This is a genomic window from Burkholderia sp. HI2500, assembly GCF_002223055.1.
Taxonomy (GTDB): domain Bacteria; phylum Pseudomonadota; class Gammaproteobacteria; order Burkholderiales; family Burkholderiaceae; genus Burkholderia.
The window spans coordinates 880,551-899,696 of the sequence record NZ_NKFL01000004.1 but is presented as its reverse complement, the minus strand read 5'-3'; the positions used below and the strand labels follow the sequence as shown (position 1 = coordinate 899,696).

The window sequence follows — 19,146 nt, the reverse complement described above, 5'->3', positions numbered from 1 at the left end:
GCGAACCGCTGCAATGCTTACTCGGCGGCGACCGGCTTGCCCGAAGCGTCCGTCACCTTGACCTTCCACTGCTTGCGGATTTCCGCTTCGACTGCCGGCGGCAGCGAGATGTAGTCGAGGCTGTCAGCAGCCTTCTCGCCGTTCTTGAACGCCCAGCTGAAGAACTTCAGCGTTTCCACGCCCTGCTCCGGCTTGTCTTGCTTCGCGTGCAGCAGCACGAACGTCGCGCCGACGACCGGCCATGCTTCCTTGCCCGGCTGGTTCGTCAGGATCTGGTAGAACGACTTCGACCAGTTCGCGCCGGCAGCAGCGGCCTTGAACGTTTCCGTCTTCGGCTCGACCACCGTGCCCGTCGAGTTCTTCAGGGCCGTGTAGACCATGTTGTTCTTCTTCGCGTACGCCCATTCGACGTAGCCGACTGCGCCCGGCAGGCGCTGCACGAACGCTGCGACGCCGTCGTTGCCCTTGCCGCCCGTGCCCGTCGGCCAGTTGACCGTCGTGCCTTCGCCGACCTTCGACTTCCACTCGTCGTTGACCTTCGACAGGTAGTTCGTCCAGATGAAGCTCGTGCCCGAGCCGTCAGCGCGGCGAACCACGGCGATGTCCGTGTCCGGCAGCTTGACCTTCGGGTTCAGCGCGGCGATCGCCGGGTCGTTCCACTTCTTGATCTTGCCGAGGTAGATGTCGCCGAGCACCGGGCCCGACAGCGTCAGTTCGCCCGGCTTCACGCCCGGCACGTTGATGACCGGCACCACGCCGCCGACCACCGTCGGGAACTGGAACAGGCCTTCCTTCGCGAGCTCGTCATCCTTCAGCGGAGCGTCCGAACCGGCAAAATCGACCGTCTTCGCGACGATCTGCTTCAGGCCGCCCGACGAGCCGATACCTTGGTAGTTGACCTTCGCGCCGCCGGTCTGCTGGTAGTCAGCAGCCCATTTCGTATAGATCGGCATCGCGAACGTGCTGCCTGCGCCCGTGATGTCGGCAGCGTGGGCGGCGACGGCGAAAAGCGCGCCAGCCAGGCCGGCAATCGCGGTTTGCATCAATTTCATGAGACCTCCAGTGTGTGAGCGGATGACTACGGCACCGCGAAGGTTAGGGGCTCCTCATGACGGTAATGTGACAATCGATGAAACTGGCGTGACAGTAACATGACTGGTTGAAAGGGAGTATCGGGTGCGGCGGGCGCGGCGCCCGGGCGGCGCCGGAACGGTGGCGGCGGCAAGAATTGCCTGCCTGGAAGGGACGGAGATTTCCCGTCTTACATCGGTGCGAGCGGATCGTAGCGCGGTGTCCGCGCCATGGAAAGCCCCCGCTTGCGGCTGCCCCGATATCAGGGGTCTGACGATTTTTCGACCCTGGATTGCGGGGGCGACGCGCCCTTCTCTCTATAGGTATCGCAAACCTTTGCGTCTGACGAAAACACGGCGCCCCGAAGGCGCCGTGTGCGGGTTCACCGGAACACCGGCGCGCAGGTGTTTGACCTGACGCGCCGGGCCCGCGCGTCAGGTCGTCGCCGCGCGCACCGCGTCGGCGATCGTCTCCGCATGGCGCACCGCGTCGGCGGCCTGCTGCGCCTCGACCATCACGCGCAGCACGGGCTCCGTGCCCGATGCGCGGATCAGCACGCGGCCGCTGCCGGCGAGCGCGGCTTCGGCTGCGTCGATCGCGGCGCGAATCGACGTGCTGCCCTTCCAGTCGGCACCCGGCTTCATCCGCACGTTGATCAGCTTCTGCGGGAACAGCGTGACGCCGTCGAGCATCTGCGCGAGGGTCTTGCCGCTGCGCTTCAGCGCGGCCAGCACGAGCAGCGCCGACACGATGCCGTCGCCGGTCGAGTGGCGATCGAGCGACAGGATGTGGCCCGACCCTTCCGCGCCGAGCTGCCAGCCGTGTTCGCGCAACTGCTCGAGCACGTAGCGATCGCCGACCGCCGCGCGGACGAACTTCACGCCCTCACGCTGCAGCGCGACTTCGACCGCGAGGTTCGTCATCAGCGTGCCGACCGCGCCTTCGACCTTGCCGTCGGTCGCGATCCGGTCCTTCACGAGCACGTAGAGCAGCTCGTCGCCGTTGTACAGGCGACCGGTCGAGTCGACCACTTGCAGGCGGTCCGCATCGCCGTCGAGCGCAATCCCGAGATCGGCGTGGTTCGCACGCACCGCGCGCACCAGCGCGTCCGGCGCGGTCGCACCGACACCATCGTTGATGTTGAAGCCGTTCGGTGCGACACCGATCGGGATCACGTCCGCGCCGAGCTCGTGGAACACGTGCGGCGCGATCTGGTACGCGGCGCCGTGCGCGCAGTCGATCACGAGCTTCAGCCCGCGCAGGTTGAATGCGGCAGGGAACGTGCTCTTGCAGAACTCGATGTAGCGGCCGGCCGCGTCGTCAAGGCGGCGCGCCTTGCCGAGACCGTCGGACGATGCGCACTCGAGCGGCTTGTCGAGCCACGCTTCGATCTCGGCTTCGGTGTCGTCCGGCAGCTTGTTGCCGTCGGCGGAGAAGAACTTGATCCCGTTGTCGTGATAGGGGTTGTGCGATGCACTGATCACGACGCCCGCCGACAGGCGCAGCGCGCGCGTCAGGTACGCGACGCCCGGCGTCGGCATCGGGCCGGCCAGCATCACGTCGACGCCGGCCGCCGAGAACCCGGCCTCGAGCGCGGCTTCGAGCATGTAGCCCGACACGCGCGTGTCCTTGCCGATCAGCACGGTCGGGCGCGAGCCTGCCGCGACATCGGCCGAGCTGGCCAGTACCTTGCCGGCTGCGTAGCCGAGACGCAACACGAAATCCGGCGTGATGGGCGCCTCGCCCACCGTGCCGCGAATGCCGTCCGTGCCGAAATATCGACGTCCCATGGTGAATCTTCCTCCTTCGTCTTCTGACTTATCGTTGCCGCGCGGCTTCGCGCACGGCAACCCAGATTTTCAGCGCGTCGACCGTTGCCGCGACGTCGTGCACGCGCACGATCGCCGCCCCACGCTCGACCGCGCACACCGCGGCCGCCACGCTCGCCGCGACGCGCTCCATCGGCGGCTTGCCGCCGATCACCGCGCCGAGCATCGACTTGCGCGACATGCCCGCGAGTATCGGGTACGCGCGGCCGTCGGGCCGCACGGGTGCCGTGTCCGGCAACGCGGCCAGCAACGCATAGTTGTCGTCGACAACCGCCTTGCCGAATCCGAAGCCGGGATCGACGCAGATCCGCTCCGGCGCAATCCCCGCATCGCGCAGCGCCTGCGCGCGCTCGGCGAGAAAATCGCGCACGTCGGTCACGACGTCGCCGTAATCGGGTTCGCCGACCTGCATCGTCTGTGGCTCACCAAGCATGTGCATCGCACACAGCCCGCAGTTGCCGTCGCGCACCGCGTCGATCGCGCCCGGCTGGCGGAACCCCCAGATGTCGTTGATCAGGTCGGCGCCGGCAGCCAGCGCCGCACGCATCACGGCCGGCTTGTAGGTATCGATCGACAGCGGCACGTTCAGCGGCCGCAGCGCTTCGACGAGCGGGATCACGCGTGCAAGCTCCTCGTCAAGCGGCACGGGCGGCGCGCCGGGGCGCGTCGATTCGCCGCCGATATCGAGAAGGTCGACGCCTTCGGCAATCATCCGCTCGGCCTGGCGCAGCGCATCGTCGCGCGCGAGGAAGCGGCCGCCGTCGGAGAACGAATCAGGCGTGGCGTTGAGGATGCCCATCACGAGCGGGCGTTCGAACGTCAGTTCGAAGCGGCCGCACCGGAGTGGCGCGGGAATGAATGGGGAAACAGCGGAATCGGACACGAGCAACTGGCGTGAATGAATGCAAAACGGGCCGGTGTGAAGCCACACCAGCCCGTGAACGGCGCTAAAGCGGAGATTATGCCGCCGGCGAAGCAGGCGCCGGCGCGTTGGCGGGCTTCACCTCGGCGCTGCTGCCACCGCCCGACGAATCGCCGCCGACAGCCGGCGAGCTCTTCGGGGAGCGCGGCGGACGGCCTTCCATGATGTCGTTGATCTGATCGGCATCGATCGTCTCCCACTCCATCAGCGCGGCGGTCATCGCTTCGACCTTGTCGCGGTTCTCTTCGAGCAGGCGGCGCGCAAGGCCGTACTGTTCGTCGAGCACACGGCGGATTTCCGAATCGACCTTCTGCTGCGTCGCTTCCGAGATCGTGCGCGTGAAGCCGCGGCCGAACGGCGATGCATCGTTCTCATCGTCGACGTAGACCATCGGCCCGAGCGCGTCGGTCATGCCGAAACGGGCCACCATCGCACGCGCCGTCTGCGTTGCCTTGTTGAAGTCGTCCGATGCGCCGGTGCTGACCAGGTTCATGAACAGCTCTTCCGCCACCCGGCCACCGAACAGGATCGCAAGGCGGTCCATCAGGTAGTCCTTCGAGTACGTTTCGTTGTCATGCTCCGGCAACTGCCACGTGACACCCAGCGCGCGACCGCGCGGGATGATCGTGACCTTGTGCACGGGGTCCGCCTTCGGCAGCAGCTTCGCGATCACCGCGTGGCCCGACTCGTGATAAGCGGTCGCACGCTTCGCTTCTTCGCGGATCACGGCCGACTTGCGCTCCGGACCCATGAAGATCTTGTCCTTCGCGTCTTCGAAATCCTGCATCTCGACGATGCGCTTGCCGCGACGTGCGGCGAACAGCGCAGCCTCGTTCACGAGGTTCGCGAGATCGGCGCCCGAGAAGCCCGGCGTGCCGCGTGCGATGACTGCCGCGTCGACGTCGTTCGCGATCGGCACCTTGCGCAGGTGCACGCGCATGATCTGTTCGCGGCCGCGGATGTCCGGCAGACCGACGTAGACCTGGCGGTCGAAACGGCCCGGACGCAGCAGCGCCTTGTCGAGCACGTCGGAACGGTTGGTTGCGGCGATCACGATCACGCCCGAGTTCGCCTCGAAGCCGTCCATCTCGACGAGCATCTGGTTCAGCGTCTGTTCGCGCTCGTCGTTGCCGCCGCCCATGCCGGCGCCGCGATGACGGCCGACCGCGTCGATTTCGTCGATGAACACGATACACGGTGCATGCTTCTTCGCCTGCTCGAACATGTCGCGCACACGCGCCGCGCCGACACCGACGAACATTTCGACGAAGTCCGAACCCGAGATGCTGAAGAACGGCACCTTCGCTTCACCCGCGATCGCGCGGGCCAGCAGCGTCTTGCCGGTACCCGGAGGGCCGACGAGCAGCACGCCGCGCGGAATGCGCCCGCCCAGCTTCTGGAATTTCTGCGGATCGCGCAGGAAGTCGACGAGTTCGGACACTTCCTCCTTCGCTTCGTCGCAGCCCGCGACGTCGGAGAAGTTCACCGCGTTGTTGTTCTCGTCGATCAGCCGCGCGCGCGATTTCCCGAACGAGAATGCGCCGCCTTTGCCGCCCCCCTGCATCTGCCTCATCATGTAGAACCAGAACACGATGATCAGGATCGTCGGCCCGAGGTAGTACAGCGCGGACATCAGCGCGTTCGGCTCGTCGTCGGCCTTGCCGCTGACCTGCACGCCGTACTTCATCAGATCGCCAACCATCCAGATGTCGCCGGGCGACACGATCTGGTATTTCTGGCCATCAGCCGGAGTGACGGTGAGGTTGCGCCCCTGAACGATGACGTTCTTGACCTTGCCGTTCTTGGCGTCGTCCATGAACTGCGAATAGGACACGCCTTCCTGGACGCGGGGCTTGTCGAACTGCTTGAACACCGTAAACAGCACCAGTGCGATCACCAGCCACACCGCTGCCTTCGAAAACATATTGTTGTTCAAAGCACCACTCCTTCACTCGTAGACGAGCGCCTACATTTTCCTTGCGGCGCCCCTCGGTCATTCTAATCCAGTCCGACCACCCTCGCCATAAGCATTGACAACCGCCGCGATAGCGCTTCGCTTGTCTGGCAAGGGCCGGAGCCCGTTTGCGGCACCTCGCTGCGCGTCAGCGCGGACGTTTCAGATGCCGACCCAAAATGAACGTTTCGGACGATTTGTCGCGGGACGCCTTCGGCTTGCGCGGCGCGACGGTCTTAAACTGCTGTTTGAATTTCTCGACGATCTGGCTGTAGCCGCTGCCGTGAAAGCATTTCACGAGCAGCGCACCATCCGGCTTCAGATGATTCTGCGCAAATTCGAGCGCCAGATCGCACAGATGCTCGATGCGCGCCGCGTCTGCCGAGGCCACGCCAGAGAGGTTGGGGGCCATGTCGGAAATAACAAGGTCCACCGCGCGCCCTTCGAGCACTTCTTCGAGCTGGTGAAGGACTTCGTCCTCGCGGAAGTCGCCCTGCAGGAAGTGGACGTCGGCGATCGGCTCCATCGGCAGGATGTCGAGCGCCACGATCGTGCCGTCGATGCCGCCTTCGCGCTCCGCGTCACGCTTCTTGCCCTGCGCGAGCTTGTTGCGGGCATACTGGCTCCAGCTGCCCGGCGTCGCGCCGAGGTCGACGATCACCTGGCCCGGACGGATCAGCTTGTCCTGCTCGTCGATTTCCTTCAGCTTGTACGCGGCGCGCGCGCGATAGCCCTCCCGCTGCGCCATTTTGACGTAGGGGTCGTTGATGTGGTCGTGCAGCCAGTGCTGGTTGAAGCGGTTTTTTGCCATTCGAGAGAGAGATTGCTGCCAATTGCTTCGTGAAGCCGCGCTTTTAGCGGATAATACGCGTCTTCTTCGCGCGGCTGCGGCCCCTTTTCAGGCCCAAGCCGCGATTTTACGTGGTTTCGGCGCACGACTGACGCGGTAACTACCCGCGATCGCTATTCAGTCAGCGCGCCCTTATTTAGATTTCGACATTTCCATGCCCGCCCTTTCGCTTTCTCCCGCCGAGCGCTCCGCGCTGCGCTCCCAGGCCCATGCGCTCAAGCCCGTCGTGCTGATCGGCGCCGAAGGGCTCACCGATGCCGTGCTGAAGGAAATCAAGGTGCACCTCGACGCGCACCAGCTGATCAAGATCCGCGTGTTCGGCGACGAGCGCGACGAGCGCATCGCGATCTACGACGAGATCTGCGACCGCCTGAGCGCGGCGCCGATCCAGCACATCGGCAAGCTGCTGGTGATCTGGAAGCCCGAAGGCGCCGCAGCGGCTCCGGCTCGCGGCCGTCGTGCCGGCACCGTGCCCAGCGCGGCCGAAGCCGTCGACGACAAGAAAGGCCGTGCACCGCGCACCGTCAAGGTCGTCAAGGTATCGCCGAACGCGAGCCCCGTGCGTCGCCCGCGGCCGGTCAAGGTCACGGTGCGCGGCAACGAGCGCGTGACGGCAGGCGGCAACGTGAAGCGCGCCAAGAAGCGCCAGGCCAGCACGAAGCGTCCGTTCCAGGACAAGTAAGCATCGAGGCGGCACGGCTCACCGTGTCGCCACCCTGCCGCGCGGGCCCGGCCTCGACCGGGCCCGCGCGGCATTCGCGTCAGGCGTCGCGCGCCGGCAGACGCCAGATCAGCATCAGCCCCAGCACGCTCTCGACGAGGTAGAACACGCTCGAGACGCCGTGCAGCATCCCGAAGCGGCTCGCATACGGCGAGTTCGCGATATCGGTGCCCGCGTCCATCGCGGCCACCCGCAGCGCATTCATGAACGGCTGCAGCGCGAAATACCCGACCAGCACGCACACGACCATCGCGGCGACGATCCAGCGCACGCGGCGATATTCGCTGCTGCCGCGCCGCACCTGCTGGTTCGACAACGCGAGCAGCAGCACGCCGCACACGACACCGAGGACCGCCTCGATACGGAACAGCTGGGCGGCGACCGAACCGGCCGTCATCCGCTCCAGCGTCTTGAACAGCACGGGCGCGACCGCATACCCGATCGTCAGCAGGCTGCCGACCCACACGGCCGACAGCAGACGGAACACGCGATGCGGCATCACGTCGCCCCGCTTCAGATGTAGCTGACCGAGATGATTTCGTACTCGCGCACGCCGCTCGGCGCCTGCACGGCCGCGACGTCGCCTTCGGACTTGCCGATCAGTGCGCGCGCGATCGGCGAGCTGACCGAGATCAGGCCGTGGTCGATATCGGCTTCGTCGTCACCGACGATCTGGTACTTGACGGTGTCGCCCGACTCGAGATCTTCGAGTTCGACGGTCGATGCGAAAACCACGCGGCCTTCGGCATCGAGCACGGTGGGATCGATGACCTGCGCGGCCGACAGCTTCGATTCGAGTTCCGCGATACGACCCTCGATGAAGCCCTGCTTTTCCTTCGCGGCATCGTATTCGGCGTTTTCGGACAGGTCGCCCTGTGCGCGGGCCTCCGCGATCGCGTTGATCACGGCCGGCCGCTCGACGGACTTGAGGCGCTGCAATTCATCGCGCAGGAGTTCCGCGCCACGCTTTGTCAACGGAATGGTGCTCATAAACGGCTCAATCGCTAAAAACGGCTATAAAAAAAATCACCGCGATTAAGCGCGTTTCCGATGCACTGGAAACACCGCCTAATCGCGGCACGTGTTGCTTCGACAGGTAACTGACTGCTTAGTTTAGGCGAGCGTGAAGACCTTGTAAATCATAGACTTCCAGATCCTTCAGGTAGCGCAAGCCTTCAACCGCCGCGCGCGCGCCCGACATCGTCGTGTAGTACGTGACCTTGTGCGCCTGCGCGCTCATGCGGATCGAACGCGAATCGGCGATCGCCTGGCGCGTCTCGTCGACCGTCGTGAACACGAGTGCGATCTCGCCGTTCTTGATCATGTCGACGATGTGCGGACGGCCGTCCTTCACCTTGTTCACGACCTTCACCGGCACGCCGGCCGCTTCGATCGCGGCAGCCGTGCCCTTGGTCGCGACGATCGGGTAGCCGAGGTCGTGCAGCATGCGCGCGACTTCGACCGCCTTCGGCTTGTCGGCGTCCATCACGGTCAGCAGCACCGTGCCCGACTCCGGCAGGCGCGAGCCGGCCGCGAGCTGCGACTTGAACAGCGCTTCGCCGAACGTCTGACCGACACCCATCACTTCGCCGGTCGAACGCATTTCAGGCCCGAGGACCGGATCGACGGTCGGGAACTTGACGAACGGGAACACCGCTTCCTTCACGCTGAAGTACGGCGGCTCGACTTCCTTCGTCACGCCCTGCTGCGCGAGCTTCTGGCCGACCATCGCACGCGCCGCGATCTTCGCGAGCGGCAGGCTGGTCGCCTTCGACACGTACGGCACCGTGCGCGATGCGCGCGGGTTCACTTCCAGCACGTAGATGATGTCCTGCTTCGAACCGTCCGCCTGAGGCACCTGCTGGATCGCGAACTGCACGTTCATCAGACCGACCACGTTCAGCGCCTTCGCCATCGCGCCCGTCTGGCGCTTCAACTCGGCCACGGTTTCCTTCGACAGCGAGTACGGCGGCAGCGAGCATGCCGAGTCGCCCGAGTGGACGCCCGCCTGCTCGATGTGCTCCATCACGCCGCCGATGAACACGGCTTCGCCGTCGCAGATGCAGTCGACGTCGCACTCGATCGCGTCGTTCAGGAAGCGGTCGAGCAGCACCGGTGAATCGTTCGACACCTTCACGGCCTCGCGCATGTAGCGCTCGAGGTCGCGCGGCTCGTGGACGATTTCCATCGCGCGGCCGCCCAGCACGTACGACGGGCGCACGACCAGCGGATAGCCGATCTCTTCCGCGAGCGCGAGCGCTTCGTCTTCGGCGCGTGCGGTGCGGTTCGGCGGCTGGCGCAGGCCGAGGTCCTGCAGCAGCTTCTGGAAGCGTTCGCGGTCTTCGGCTGCGTCGATCATGTCCGGCGACGTGCCGACGATCGGCACACCGTGCGCCTCGAGGTCGAGCGCGAGCTTCAGCGGCGTCTGGCCGCCGTACTGGACGATCACGCCGACCGGCTTTTCCTTGTCGACGATCTCGAGGACATCCTCCAGCGTCAGCGGCTCGAAGTACAGGCGGTCGGACGTGTCATAGTCGGTCGACACCGTTTCCGGGTTGCAGTTGACCATGATCGTTTCGTAACCGTCCTCGCGCATCGCGAGGGCCGCGTGCACGCAGCAGTAGTCGAACTCGATGCCCTGGCCGATCCGGTTCGGGCCGCCGCCCAGCACCATGATCTTCTTGTTGGTGGTCGGCTGCGCCTCGCACTCTTCCTCATAGGTCGAGTACATGTACGCGGTCTTCGTCGCGAACTCGGCCGCACAGGTGTCGACGCGCTTGTAGACCGGGCGCACGTTGAGTTCGACGCGGCGCTTGCGGACGTCTTCCGGCGTCGCGCCGAGCAGCTTCGCGAGGCGGCGGTCGGAGAAGCCGCTCTGCTTCAGGTAGCGCAGTTCGTCGAACGACAGCGATGCGAGCGTGCGGCCGCCGAGCGCCTTTTCCTTCAGGATGATCTGCTCGATCTGCTCGAGGAACCACGGGTCGATCGCGGTTTCCGCGAAGATTTCCTGGGCCGTCATGCCGATCCGGAACGCATCGCCGACGTACCAGATGCGGTCCGGGCCCGGCTCGTGGATCTCGATCGCGATCTCGTCGCGGTTGGTCGACTTCTCGTCGAGACCGTCGACGCCCACTTCGAGGCCGCGCAGCGCCTTCTGGAACGATTCCTGGAACGTGCGGCCGATCGCCATCACTTCGCCGACCGACTTCATCTGCGTGGTCAGGCGCGAATCGGCTTCGCGGAATTTCTCGAACGCGAAGCGCGGGATCTTCGTGACGACGTAGTCGATCGTCGGCTCGAACGACGCCGGGGTCTGGCCGCCGGTGATTTCGTTCTTCAGTTCGTCGAGCGTGTAGCCGACCGCCAGCTTCGCCGCGACCTTCGCGATCGGGAAGCCCGTGGCCTTCGATGCGAGCGCCGACGAACGCGACACGCGCGGGTTCATCTCGATGACGACCATGCGGCCGTCCTTCGGGTTGATCGAGAACTGCACGTTCGAGCCGCCCGTGTCGACGCCGATCTCGCGCAGCACCGCGAGCGATGCGTTACGCAGGATCTGGTATTCCTTGTCGGTGAGCGTCTGCGCCGGCGCGACCGTGATCGAGTCGCCGGTGTGCACGCCCATCGGGTCGAGGTTCTCGATCGAGCACACGATGATGCAGTTGTCGGCGCGGTCGCGCACGACTTCCATCTCGTATTCCTTCCAGCCGAGCAGCGACTCTTCGATCAGCAGCTCGCGCGTGGGCGAGAGGTCCAGGCCGCGCTTGCAGATCTCTTCGAACTCTTCGCGGTTGTAGGCAATGCCGCCGCCCGAACCGCCGAGCGTGAACGACGGGCGGATCACGACCGGGTAGCCGCTGCCGCCGGTGAGCGCCATGATCTCGGCGTGCACCTGGGTCGCTTCTTCCATCGAGTGCGCGATGCCCGACTTCGCGGAACCGAGACCGATCTTGGTCATCGCTTCCTTGAACTTCTGGCGGTCTTCCGCCTTGTCGATCGCTTCTGGCGACGCGCCGATCAGCTCGACGCCGAACTTCTCGAGCACGCCGTGGTGGTGCAGGTCGAGCGCGCAGTTCAGCGCGGTCTGGCCGCCCATCGTCGGCAGGATCGCGTCCGGGCGCTCCTTCTCGATGATGCGCGCGACGACTTCCCACGTGATCGGCTCGATGTAGGTCACGTCGGCCGTGTTCGGGTCGGTCATGATCGTCGCCGGGTTGCTGTTGACGAGAACGACCTTGTAGCCCTCCTCACGCAACGCCTTGCAAGCCTGCGCGCCCGAATAGTCGAACTCGCACGCCTGGCCGATGATGATCGGGCCGGCGCCGATGATGAGGATGCTTTTGATGTCTGTGCGTTTTGGCATGGCTGGTGAATTCAATAAGTAATCGTTGTCGTGGGTCGGCCGGCTGCGCTCAGCTCATCGTGGCGAGCGCGAGCTTCACCGAAAATCCGATGAACAGGCCGCCCACGCTGCTCGCCGCGCCTGCTGCAAGCTTGCGGCGGCGGCGGAAGTGCTCGGCAAGCCGCGCACCCGCGAAGATCAGCGTGCTCAGGTACAGGAAGCTCGCGCATTGCGCGATCGCCCCGAGCACGACGAACGACAGCGCGGGATGCGGGAATGCCGGGTCGACGAACTGGATGAAGAACGAGATGAAGAACAGGATCGCCTTCGGATTCAGCAGGCTCACGATCAGCGCCTTGCGGAACGGCCGCTCGCCATCGACCGCGGGCGCTGCCTCGACCGGCGCATTCGCCGGCGCGCGCAGCTTCTGCCACGCGCTGCGCAGCATGCCGGTGCCGATGTAGAGCAGATACGCGGCGCCGCCGTACTTGACGACGGAGAACAGCAGCGGGTTCGCCTTCAGCAGCGACGCGACGCCGGCGGCGGACAGCACCATCAGCACCGTGTCGCCGACGAACACCCCGCACGCCGCGCGATAGCCGGCCTTCACGCCGCGCTGCGCCGCGAGCGACAGCACGTACATCGAGTTCGGCCCCGGCAGCAGGATGATGAAGATCACGCCGAACACGTAGGTCCAGATATCCGTGATGCCGAGTGCGTGGCCGAACATGATGCGAATCTCCCGTTCTTCGGTTGCGTCGTTGACGTCAGGCGTTGCGCTGCTTCGCCGCGTCCATCAGCGCGGTGAAACGGTCGAACAGGTAGCCGATGTCGTGCGGGCCGGGCGACGCTTCCGGGTGGCCCTGGAAGCAGAATGCCGGCTTGTCGGTCAGCTCGAAGCCCTGCAGCGTGCCGTCGAACAGCGACACGTGCGTCACGCGCGCATTGGCCGGCAGCGAATCCGCATCGACCGCGAAGCCGTGGTTCTGCGACGTGATCACCACGCGACCGTCGCCGAGATCCTTCACCGGGTGGTTCGCGCCGTGGTGGCCCGTCTTCATCTTCAGCGTCTTCGCGCCGACCGCGAGGCCCATGATCTGGTGACCCAGGCAGATGCCGAAGGTCGGCACGCCGCGCTCGATGAACTGCTTCGTGGCCGCGATCGCGTAGTCGCACGGCTCCGGATCGCCGGGGCCGTTCGACAGGAACACGCCGTCCGGATTCAGCGCGAGCGCATCTTCCGCGCTCGCCTGTGCCGGCAGCACCGTCACGTGGCAGCCGCGCTCCGCGAGCATGCGCAGGATGTTGTACTTGACGCCGAAATCGTACGCGACGACGCGGTACTTCGGCGCTTCCTGCATGCCGTAGCCGCCTTCGAGGCGCCATTCGGTCTGCTTCCACTCGAACGGCTTCGTGGTCGACACGACCTTCGCGAGATCCATGCCCGCGAGACCCGGGAACGAGCGCGCGAGCTCGATCGCCTTCGCTTCGTCGTCCGAGCCCGTCAGGATGCAGCCGTTCTGCGCGCCCTTGTCGCGCAGGATACGGGTCAGCTTGCGGGTGTCGATGCCGGCGATCGCGACGACGCCTTCGTCGCGCAGGTAATCGCCGAGCGTGCGGTCCATGCGGAAGTTCGATGCGAGCGACGGCAGATCACGGATGATCAGGCCGGCGGCATGGACTTTCGTGGCTTCGACGTCTTCGGCGTTGACGCCGACGTTGCCGATATGCGGATAGGTGAGCGTGACGATCTGGCGCGAGTAGCTCGGGTCAGTCAGGATTTCCTGATAGCCGGTGATCGCGGTATTGAACACGACTTCGCCGATCGTGTGGCCTTCGGCCCCGATCGAATAACCACGAAAGACCGTGCCGTCGGCGAGTGCAAGCAAGGCGGGAGTAAAAGACGGCAACACGGGAGGCTCCTTGGGGAACACCCTGCTGCCGACCTGTTTACCCTGCCGCGCGAGCGCCGCGCTGCGTGGGCGCGCGTGGTCGCTTGCTGGACGCGACCTGCGTTGTCGAGACGCGAACCCGGCGCGTGGCGCACGAGGCTTCGCGGCATCGCCCGGCAGGCGGCGTGCGGCGGATGAACGGGATGAATGAGGTAGGCGCTAGGGTGCGAGGTTGATCAGCACAAACTTTCAAATTATAGCCTGAAAATGGCCCTATCTTCAATTGATATGGCCGTCCGATCATGCGCGCGCCGCGTCCGGCGACGCGGCGCATCGCGCTGCGGCCCCGTTTACGCGGCCGCCCTACCCGCCAGCGTACCGCCGGATCAGTGCGCTTGACCAGCGCCGCGCGCGGGCCAGACGTACCAGACCGCGCTCGCGAGCTGCAGCGCGAGCAGCACACCCCAAGCGGCGAAGTGCGCGGCGGCCGGATAGCGGCCGTCGACCGCCGGCCAGTGCGACAGCACCGCGCCGACCCCGATCTGGAACGCAAAGATCAGCAGGAAAATCACGAGCGTGAGCGTCGTGTTCGCGCGGCCGATCAGGTGAGCGGGAAAATGCCCGGCCATCACCGCGTAGGTCAGGATGCCGACGCCGCCGAACATCCCGTAGGCGGCCCACAGCACGGCCGGCGGCAACGGCACGCGCGCGACGATCGCGGCCTGCGTCGCGACGAACAGCGCCATGCCGACGCCGCAGAATGCGTACACGGACACGCCGCGCCGCTCGAGCACCCGCGCCGCGGCGCCGAAGCCGACGCAGCCGGCCATCATCGCGAAGCCGAGCACCGACACGAGGCGCGCGGCATGCGGCGCATCGAACCCCGCGACGTCGCGCAGGTACGGCCCGACCCACAGCGACTGCATCGCGTAGAACACGCCCTGCGTGACGACGGAGAACGACGAAATCTTCCAGAACGCGCGGCTGCTCAGGATATGCCACGTGCCCTTGAACTGGCTGACGAGCCCGCCCTGGTGGCGCACCTGCTGCGCTTCCGGTGCACCGAGGCCGATCGACGCCGCGACGATCACCGTCAGCACCGCGAGGCCGAAACAGATCGCGCGCCAGCTCGTCCAGCCGAGCAGCCAGGTCAGCGGCGAGCCGACCATCACGCCGCCCAGGCCGCCCACGGCCATCACGAGGCCGTTGACGAGCGGCAGCCGGCCGACCGGGAAATGCTGCGCGAGCGCCTTGAACGCCGCGCCGAGACACACCGAGACGCCAACGCCGATCAGCAGCCGGCCGACCATCATCGTGCCGAGGCTGTGCGCGGCGCCGAACACGGCCGCGCCGGCGGCCGCGAACAGCAGCATGCCGGCCGTCACGCGGCGCGGGCCGAAGTGGTCGAGCATCACGCCCGCCGGGATCTGCGCGCCCGCGAAGCCGAGGAAATAGAGACTGGTGAGCAGGCCGAGATCGGCGGCCGACAACCCGAGCTCCTGCGTGACGAACGGCGCGAAGCCCAGATTGACGCCGCGAAACACGTACGACACGAAATACCCGACCGAAAACAGCGCGAGTACCCTCACCTGCACCGACGACATCTCTTCCCCTTCTTATATGAAGACCTGCGAAGCAGCGCCCCCGCGCCGCGCACAAACAAAAACGCCGTCACCTCGGTGACGGCGTTTCTTGCATTTCGTCGGATGATACCGCAACCGCGCGAACCGGGCCGGCCGCACGATGCGCGCGCGACGGCGTTACTTCTTCTTGCCCTTGTGCGCGGCGGCCTTGGCCGGTGCCGCTTTCGCGGGGGCCGCCTTCGCCGATTTGGCCGCCGGCTTCGCCGCGCCGCGCTTCGCGCCGTGCGACTTGCCGCCCACCGCCAGGCTCGCACGCTCGATGTGCGCCCCGCCGGCCGACGTCGCGATCCGCTCCGGACCGGGTTCCGCCGGTACCGAACGGCCGACCGGCACGTGCAGCACGAGCGCCTGGCCCGGCATCACGAGATCGCGGTGCGTACGGTTCCACGCCTTGAGCTGGCCGACCGACACGCCGTAGCGGCCGGCGAGCGCCGCCATCGACTGCTTGCGGCGCACGCGGATCAGCATCTTGCGCGTGTCGGGTACGTCGGGTTCCATCGCGAGCGCGCCGTTTTCGGCGACGTCGGCGCTGATGTCCTCGTCGTCGTCATCGCCGCGCGGCACGACGATCGTCGAGCCCGGCTTCAGGCGCATGCCGGCCGGAATCTTGTTGATCGACATCAGCGTATCGGCGTCCACGCCGATCTTCTCGGCGATCGCGGCCGGCCGCGCCCGCTCGCTGACCGTATAGGTGGTCCACGACGACAGCTGGCCGTTGTACGCCTTCAGGTTCTTCTCGAACGCCGACGCGTTGTCGAACGGCAGCAGGATCTGCGGCTCGGTCGCGCCGAGGATCACCGGCTTCGAGAACGACGGGTTCAGCGAGCGGAATTCGTCGAGCGACAGGTTCGCGAGCTTCGCCGCCACCGCCACGTCGATGTCGCGCGACGTCGTGACCGTCACGAAATACGGGTGGTTCGGGATGTCCGGCAGCGCAAGGCCGTACTGCTGCGGATTCGCGATGATGTTCTTCACCGCCTGCAGCTTCGGCACGTAGTTGCGCGTCTCGTTCGGCATCCGCAGGTTCAGGTAGTCGGTCGGCAGGCCGGCCGCCTGGTTGCGCGCGATCGCGCGCTGCACGTTGCCCTCGCCCCAGTTGTACGCGGCCAGCGCGAGATACCAGTCGCCGAACATGTCATGCAGGCGCGACAGGTAGTCGAGCGCGGCGCTCGTCGACGCGAGCACGTCACGGCGCTCGTCCTGCCACATGTTGCGCTTCAGGTTGTACGTGCGGCCCGTGCCGGGCATGAACTGCCACATGCCGGCCGCCTTCGCGACCGACAGCGCCTGCGGGTTGTACGCGGACTCGATGAACGGCAGCAGCGCGAGCTCGGTCGGCATGTGACGCGCCTCGAGTTCCTCGACGATGTGGTACAGGTACTTCTGCGAGCGCTCGGTCATGCGCTGCACGTAGTCCGGGCGCTGCGTGTACCACGTAGTCTGCATGTCGACGAGGTCGGTCTGCAGGTCGGGCATCTGGAAACCGCGGCGGATGCGACCCCAGAGATCGGAATCCGCACTGGTCAGGTCGCCGACGGATTGCTTGTCGACGTCGACCGTTTCTTTGGCGGTGGCTGATTTGCGGAGGTAGGTGGACGTCGCCTGCGAATCGGCGGCGTTGTTGGCGACAGGGGCCTGGCTCGCACAAGCGGCGAGCAGCAGAACCACCATCGCACTCAATATAAGTCGCATGAAAATCTCTGCTTCCGACGGCTGGAAATTGCAGGCGATACTACGGAAGTGCGTGCTTCACGTCAATAAAAACACCGAAAACTCAGCGAAATCCTACATTTGGAGCAATTTTTACAGACTCCGCTTGAGCTTTGGAGTCCTCCGAAAATCATCATCGGAACCGGTTTTTCCACTCGCGCATCAGCGTGAACGCCGTCAGACGATCCGGCACCGTTTCATGCAGTTCCGCTTCGAGCGTCGCGCGGATCGCCTCGCTGTCCGCCCGCATGAACGGGTTAACGGCACGCTCATGCGCGATCGTAGTGGGCAGTGTCGGCACGCCGCGCGCGCGCAGCGCCTGGGCGTCGTCGCGCCACGTGGCGAGCGCCGCGTTGCCGGGTTCGCACGCGAGCGCGAAGCGGATGTTGGACAGCGTGTATTCGTGTGCGCAATGCACGTGGGTGTCGCCCGGCAACGCCGCGAGCGCGTCGAGCGACGCGAGCATCTGCGCGGGCGTGCCCTCGAACAGGCGCCCGCAACCGCACGAGAACAGCGTGTCGCCGCAGAACACGTGCGGCGCCGCGTTGCCCGGCCCGGCCGCCTGGAAATAGGCGATGTGGCCGCGCGTATGGCCCGGCACGTCGAGCACGTCGAACGTGGCGGCGGGTGCGTCGAGCGTCACGCGTGCGCCGCCCGAAAGCGGCCGCGTGACCACGCCGATCGCCTCGGCCGCGGGGCCGTAAACGACGAGCGGAACATCGTCCGGTTGGCTATCGCGCAGGGCCGCGACACCGCCGACGTGGTCGGCGTGATGGTGCGTGAGTAAAATAGCGGTCAACCGCCAGCCTCGTTCGGCTAGAACCCGGCGCACCGGCGCGGCTTCCCCCGGATCGACGGCAATCGCATCGCGGCCGTCCGAGACGAGCCAGATATAGTTGTCATCGAATGCCGGAACCGGCATGTATTCCAGCTCGTTCATGGGCGCGCAATCATCGTTATGTCCGATCGCCAAATTATAGACTGGCCCGCCTGGACCGACTCACCACCCGGCCGCTACGTGCTGGGCTGGGAACAGGCGCAGCTCGACCGGATCGTGTCCGACGTCTTCGGGTTCCACGCGCTGCAACTCGGCCTGCCGCAGCTCGACGCGCTGCGCGAGAACCGCATGCCGTATCGCGGCCTCGTGCTCGATCCGGCGAGCGGCGCGAGCGCGCCATACCAGTATCCGTGGGCGCGCGAAGCGCATGCGCCCGAGCACGCGCCCGACGGCCGCAGCACGACCTGGTGCGACCTGCTCGACCTGCCGTTCGAGTCGCAGAGCGTCGACCTGATCGTGATGCCGCACACGCTCGAATTCACGTCCGATCCGCACCGGCTGCTGCGCGAGGCCGAGCGCGTGCTGATGCCGGAAGGCCAGCTCGTGATCACCGGCTTCAATTCGCTCAGCCTGTGGGGCATGCGGCAATCGTTCGGTCGCATGGCGAACCGCCCGTTCGTGCCGGCCACGCGCGACCAGATCGCGTTCACCCGGCTCAAGGACTGGATCAAGCTGCTCGGCTTCGACCTCGAACGCGGCCGCTTCGGCTGCTACCGGCCGCCGCTCGTCACCGACAAGTGGCTGGCCCGCTACGGCTTCATGGAAGCCGCCGGCGACCGCTGGTGGCCGATCTTCGGCGCCGTCTACATGGTGACGGCCGTCAAGCGCGTGCGCGGCATGCGCCTCGTCGGCCAGATCCGGATGAAGAAGCCCGTGCTCGCACCGGGCCTGACGCCGGCGGCCTCCCCGACCACCCATCAAGAACATTCATGACTACCGATACCATCGACATCTATACCGACGGTGCCTGCAAGGGCAACCCCGGCCCCGGCGGCTGGGGCGCACTGATGCGCTACGGCGACAAGGAGAAGGAGCTGTTCGGCGGCGAGCCCAACACGACCAACAACCGCATGGAGCTGATGGGCGTGATCGCCGCGCTCGAAGCGCTGAAGCGGCCGTGCCAGGTGATCGTGCACACCGACTCGCAATACGTGCAGAAAGGCATCAGCGAGTGGATCCACGGCTGGAAGAAGAAAGGCTGGGTCACCGCGGCGAAGACGCCGGTGAAGAACGCCGACCTGTGGAAGCGGCTCGACGCGCTCGTCGCGCAGCACGAGGTCGAGTGGCGCTGGGTCAAGGGCCACGCGGGTCATCCCGAAAATGAGCGCGCGGACGCACTCGCGAATCGCGGCGTCGAATCGCTCACGGCCTGAA

Annotated in this window: 16 protein-coding genes; 3 read left to right on the top strand and 13 right to left on the bottom strand. The window is 66.0% G+C overall.

Annotated features, from left to right (window positions below):
- Positions 1-17: 17 nt before the first annotated feature.
- From pstS to CFB45_RS06810, 5 genes are all read right to left on the bottom strand, one after another.
- The gene (gene pstS / locus CFB45_RS06835; RefSeq protein ID WP_089425003.1) at positions 18-1,052 is read right to left on the bottom strand and encodes a phosphate ABC transporter substrate-binding protein PstS; all 1,035 of its coding nucleotides are present in this window, start codon (positions 1,050-1,052) and stop codon (positions 18-20) included.
- A 453-nt stretch (positions 1,053-1,505) separates the two neighbouring features.
- Positions 1,506-2,861: a phosphoglucosamine mutase gene (gene glmM / locus CFB45_RS06825; RefSeq protein WP_089425002.1), complete on the bottom strand. Its 1,356-nt coding sequence runs from the start codon at positions 2,859-2,861 to the stop codon at positions 1,506-1,508.
- Positions 2,862-2,889: 28 nt separating this feature from the next.
- Positions 2,890-3,783, bottom strand: a complete 894-nt coding sequence (gene folP / locus CFB45_RS06820; protein WP_441301353.1) for a dihydropteroate synthase — start codon at positions 3,781-3,783, stop codon at positions 2,890-2,892.
- A gap of 76 nt (positions 3,784-3,859) precedes the next feature.
- Positions 3,860-5,758: an ATP-dependent zinc metalloprotease FtsH gene (gene ftsH, locus CFB45_RS06815; RefSeq protein ID WP_039347669.1), complete on the bottom strand. Its 1,899-nt coding sequence runs from the start codon at positions 5,756-5,758 to the stop codon at positions 3,860-3,862.
- 166 nt (positions 5,759-5,924) lie between these two features.
- A complete protein-coding gene (locus tag CFB45_RS06810; RefSeq protein WP_046545366.1) occupies positions 5,925-6,587 on the bottom strand; it encodes an RlmE family RNA methyltransferase in 663 nt (220 codons plus the stop codon).
- A gap of 193 nt (positions 6,588-6,780) precedes the next feature.
- On the opposite strand from CFB45_RS06810, the gene CFB45_RS06805 reads away from it, so the two are divergent.
- Entirely contained in the window at positions 6,781-7,308 is a 528-nt protein-coding gene (locus CFB45_RS06805; RefSeq protein WP_089425000.1) for a YhbY family RNA-binding protein, read from the top strand.
- A gap of 79 nt (positions 7,309-7,387) precedes the next feature.
- On the opposite strand, the gene CFB45_RS06800 is transcribed toward CFB45_RS06805, so the two are convergent.
- The 8 genes from CFB45_RS06800 to gloB all read right to left on the bottom strand — a co-directional run bounded on the left by CFB45_RS06800 (position 7,388) and on the right by gloB (position 17,874).
- The gene (locus tag CFB45_RS06800; protein WP_089424999.1) at positions 7,388-7,846 is read right to left on the bottom strand and encodes a DUF4149 domain-containing protein; all 459 of its coding nucleotides are present in this window, start codon (positions 7,844-7,846) and stop codon (positions 7,388-7,390) included.
- A 14-nt stretch (positions 7,847-7,860) separates the two neighbouring features.
- Positions 7,861-8,337, bottom strand: a complete 477-nt coding sequence (gene greA, locus CFB45_RS06795) for a transcription elongation factor GreA (protein ID WP_057927897.1) — start codon at positions 8,335-8,337, stop codon at positions 7,861-7,863.
- Positions 8,338-8,455: 118 nt separating this feature from the next.
- Positions 8,456-11,710: a carbamoyl-phosphate synthase large subunit gene (gene carB, locus CFB45_RS06790; protein ID WP_089424998.1), complete on the bottom strand. Its 3,255-nt coding sequence runs from the start codon at positions 11,708-11,710 to the stop codon at positions 8,456-8,458.
- Between the two features lie 49 nt (positions 11,711-11,759).
- On the bottom strand, positions 11,760-12,419 hold the full coding sequence (gene leuE, locus CFB45_RS06785; RefSeq protein WP_046545364.1) for a leucine efflux protein LeuE: 660 nt from the start codon (positions 12,417-12,419) through the stop codon (positions 11,760-11,762).
- Positions 12,420-12,456: 37 nt separating this feature from the next.
- Positions 12,457-13,602: a glutamine-hydrolyzing carbamoyl-phosphate synthase small subunit gene (carA, locus tag CFB45_RS06780; protein WP_041492797.1), complete on the bottom strand. Its 1,146-nt coding sequence runs from the start codon at positions 13,600-13,602 to the stop codon at positions 12,457-12,459.
- Between the two features lie 365 nt (positions 13,603-13,967).
- Positions 13,968-15,185 (bottom strand): MFS transporter, encoded by a 1,218-nt coding sequence (locus tag CFB45_RS06770; RefSeq protein WP_089424997.1) that lies wholly within the window; start codon positions 15,183-15,185, stop codon positions 13,968-13,970.
- 156 nt (positions 15,186-15,341) lie between these two features.
- The gene (locus CFB45_RS06765; protein ID WP_089424996.1) at positions 15,342-16,916 is read right to left on the bottom strand and encodes a transglycosylase SLT domain-containing protein; all 1,575 of its coding nucleotides are present in this window, start codon (positions 16,914-16,916) and stop codon (positions 15,342-15,344) included.
- A gap of 151 nt (positions 16,917-17,067) precedes the next feature.
- Positions 17,068-17,874, bottom strand: a complete 807-nt coding sequence (gene gloB, locus CFB45_RS06760; protein WP_089424995.1) for a hydroxyacylglutathione hydrolase — start codon at positions 17,872-17,874, stop codon at positions 17,068-17,070.
- A gap of 18 nt (positions 17,875-17,892) precedes the next feature.
- On the opposite strand from gloB, the gene CFB45_RS06755 reads away from it, so the two are divergent.
- Together CFB45_RS06755 and rnhA are read left to right on the top strand one after the other, a co-directional pair.
- Complete coding sequence (locus CFB45_RS06755; protein ID WP_089424994.1) at positions 17,893-18,705, top strand: class I SAM-dependent methyltransferase; 813 nt, start codon at positions 17,893-17,895, stop codon at positions 18,703-18,705.
- Positions 18,702-19,145 carry a ribonuclease HI gene (gene rnhA, locus CFB45_RS06750; protein WP_039347704.1) on the top strand — a complete coding sequence of 148 codons (444 nt, stop codon included), beginning with the start codon at positions 18,702-18,704 and terminating at the stop codon, positions 19,143-19,145. Before CFB45_RS06755 ends, rnhA begins: the two co-directional genes overlap by 4 nt.
- The last annotated feature ends 1 nt before the right edge of the window (position 19,146 follow it).

Excerpts from the sequence above, each read along its gene's own strand:
- rnhA (WP_039347704.1), top strand. The coding sequence starts at position 18,702 with ATGACTACCGATACCATCGACATCTATACCGACGGTGCCTGCAAGGGC.
- leuE (WP_046545364.1), bottom strand. The coding sequence starts at position 12,419 with ATGTTCGGCCACGCACTCGGCATCACGGATATCTGGACCTACGTGTTC.
- gloB (WP_089424995.1), bottom strand. The coding sequence starts at position 17,874 with ATGAACGAGCTGGAATACATGCCGGTTCCGGCATTCGATGACAACTAT.
- CFB45_RS06800 (WP_089424999.1), bottom strand. The coding sequence starts at position 7,846 with ATGCCGCATCGCGTGTTCCGTCTGCTGTCGGCCGTGTGGGTCGGCAGC.
- CFB45_RS06805 (WP_089425000.1), top strand. The coding sequence starts at position 6,781 with ATGCCCGCCCTTTCGCTTTCTCCCGCCGAGCGCTCCGCGCTGCGCTCC.
- CFB45_RS06765 (WP_089424996.1), bottom strand. The coding sequence starts at position 16,916 with ATGCGACTTATATTGAGTGCGATGGTGGTTCTGCTGCTCGCCGCTTGT.
- CFB45_RS06810 (WP_046545366.1), bottom strand. The coding sequence starts at position 6,587 with ATGGCAAAAAACCGCTTCAACCAGCACTGGCTGCACGACCACATCAAC.
- glmM (WP_089425002.1), bottom strand. The coding sequence starts at position 2,861 with ATGGGACGTCGATATTTCGGCACGGACGGCATTCGCGGCACGGTGGGC.
- CFB45_RS06755 (WP_089424994.1), top strand. The coding sequence starts at position 17,893 with ATGTCCGATCGCCAAATTATAGACTGGCCCGCCTGGACCGACTCACCA.
- greA (WP_057927897.1), bottom strand. The coding sequence starts at position 8,337 with ATGAGCACCATTCCGTTGACAAAGCGTGGCGCGGAACTCCTGCGCGAT.
- pstS (WP_089425003.1), bottom strand. The coding sequence starts at position 1,052 with ATGAAATTGATGCAAACCGCGATTGCCGGCCTGGCTGGCGCGCTTTTC.
- CFB45_RS06770 (WP_089424997.1), bottom strand. The coding sequence starts at position 15,185 with ATGTCGTCGGTGCAGGTGAGGGTACTCGCGCTGTTTTCGGTCGGGTAT.
- carB (WP_089424998.1), bottom strand. The coding sequence starts at position 11,710 with ATGCCAAAACGCACAGACATCAAAAGCATCCTCATCATCGGCGCCGGC.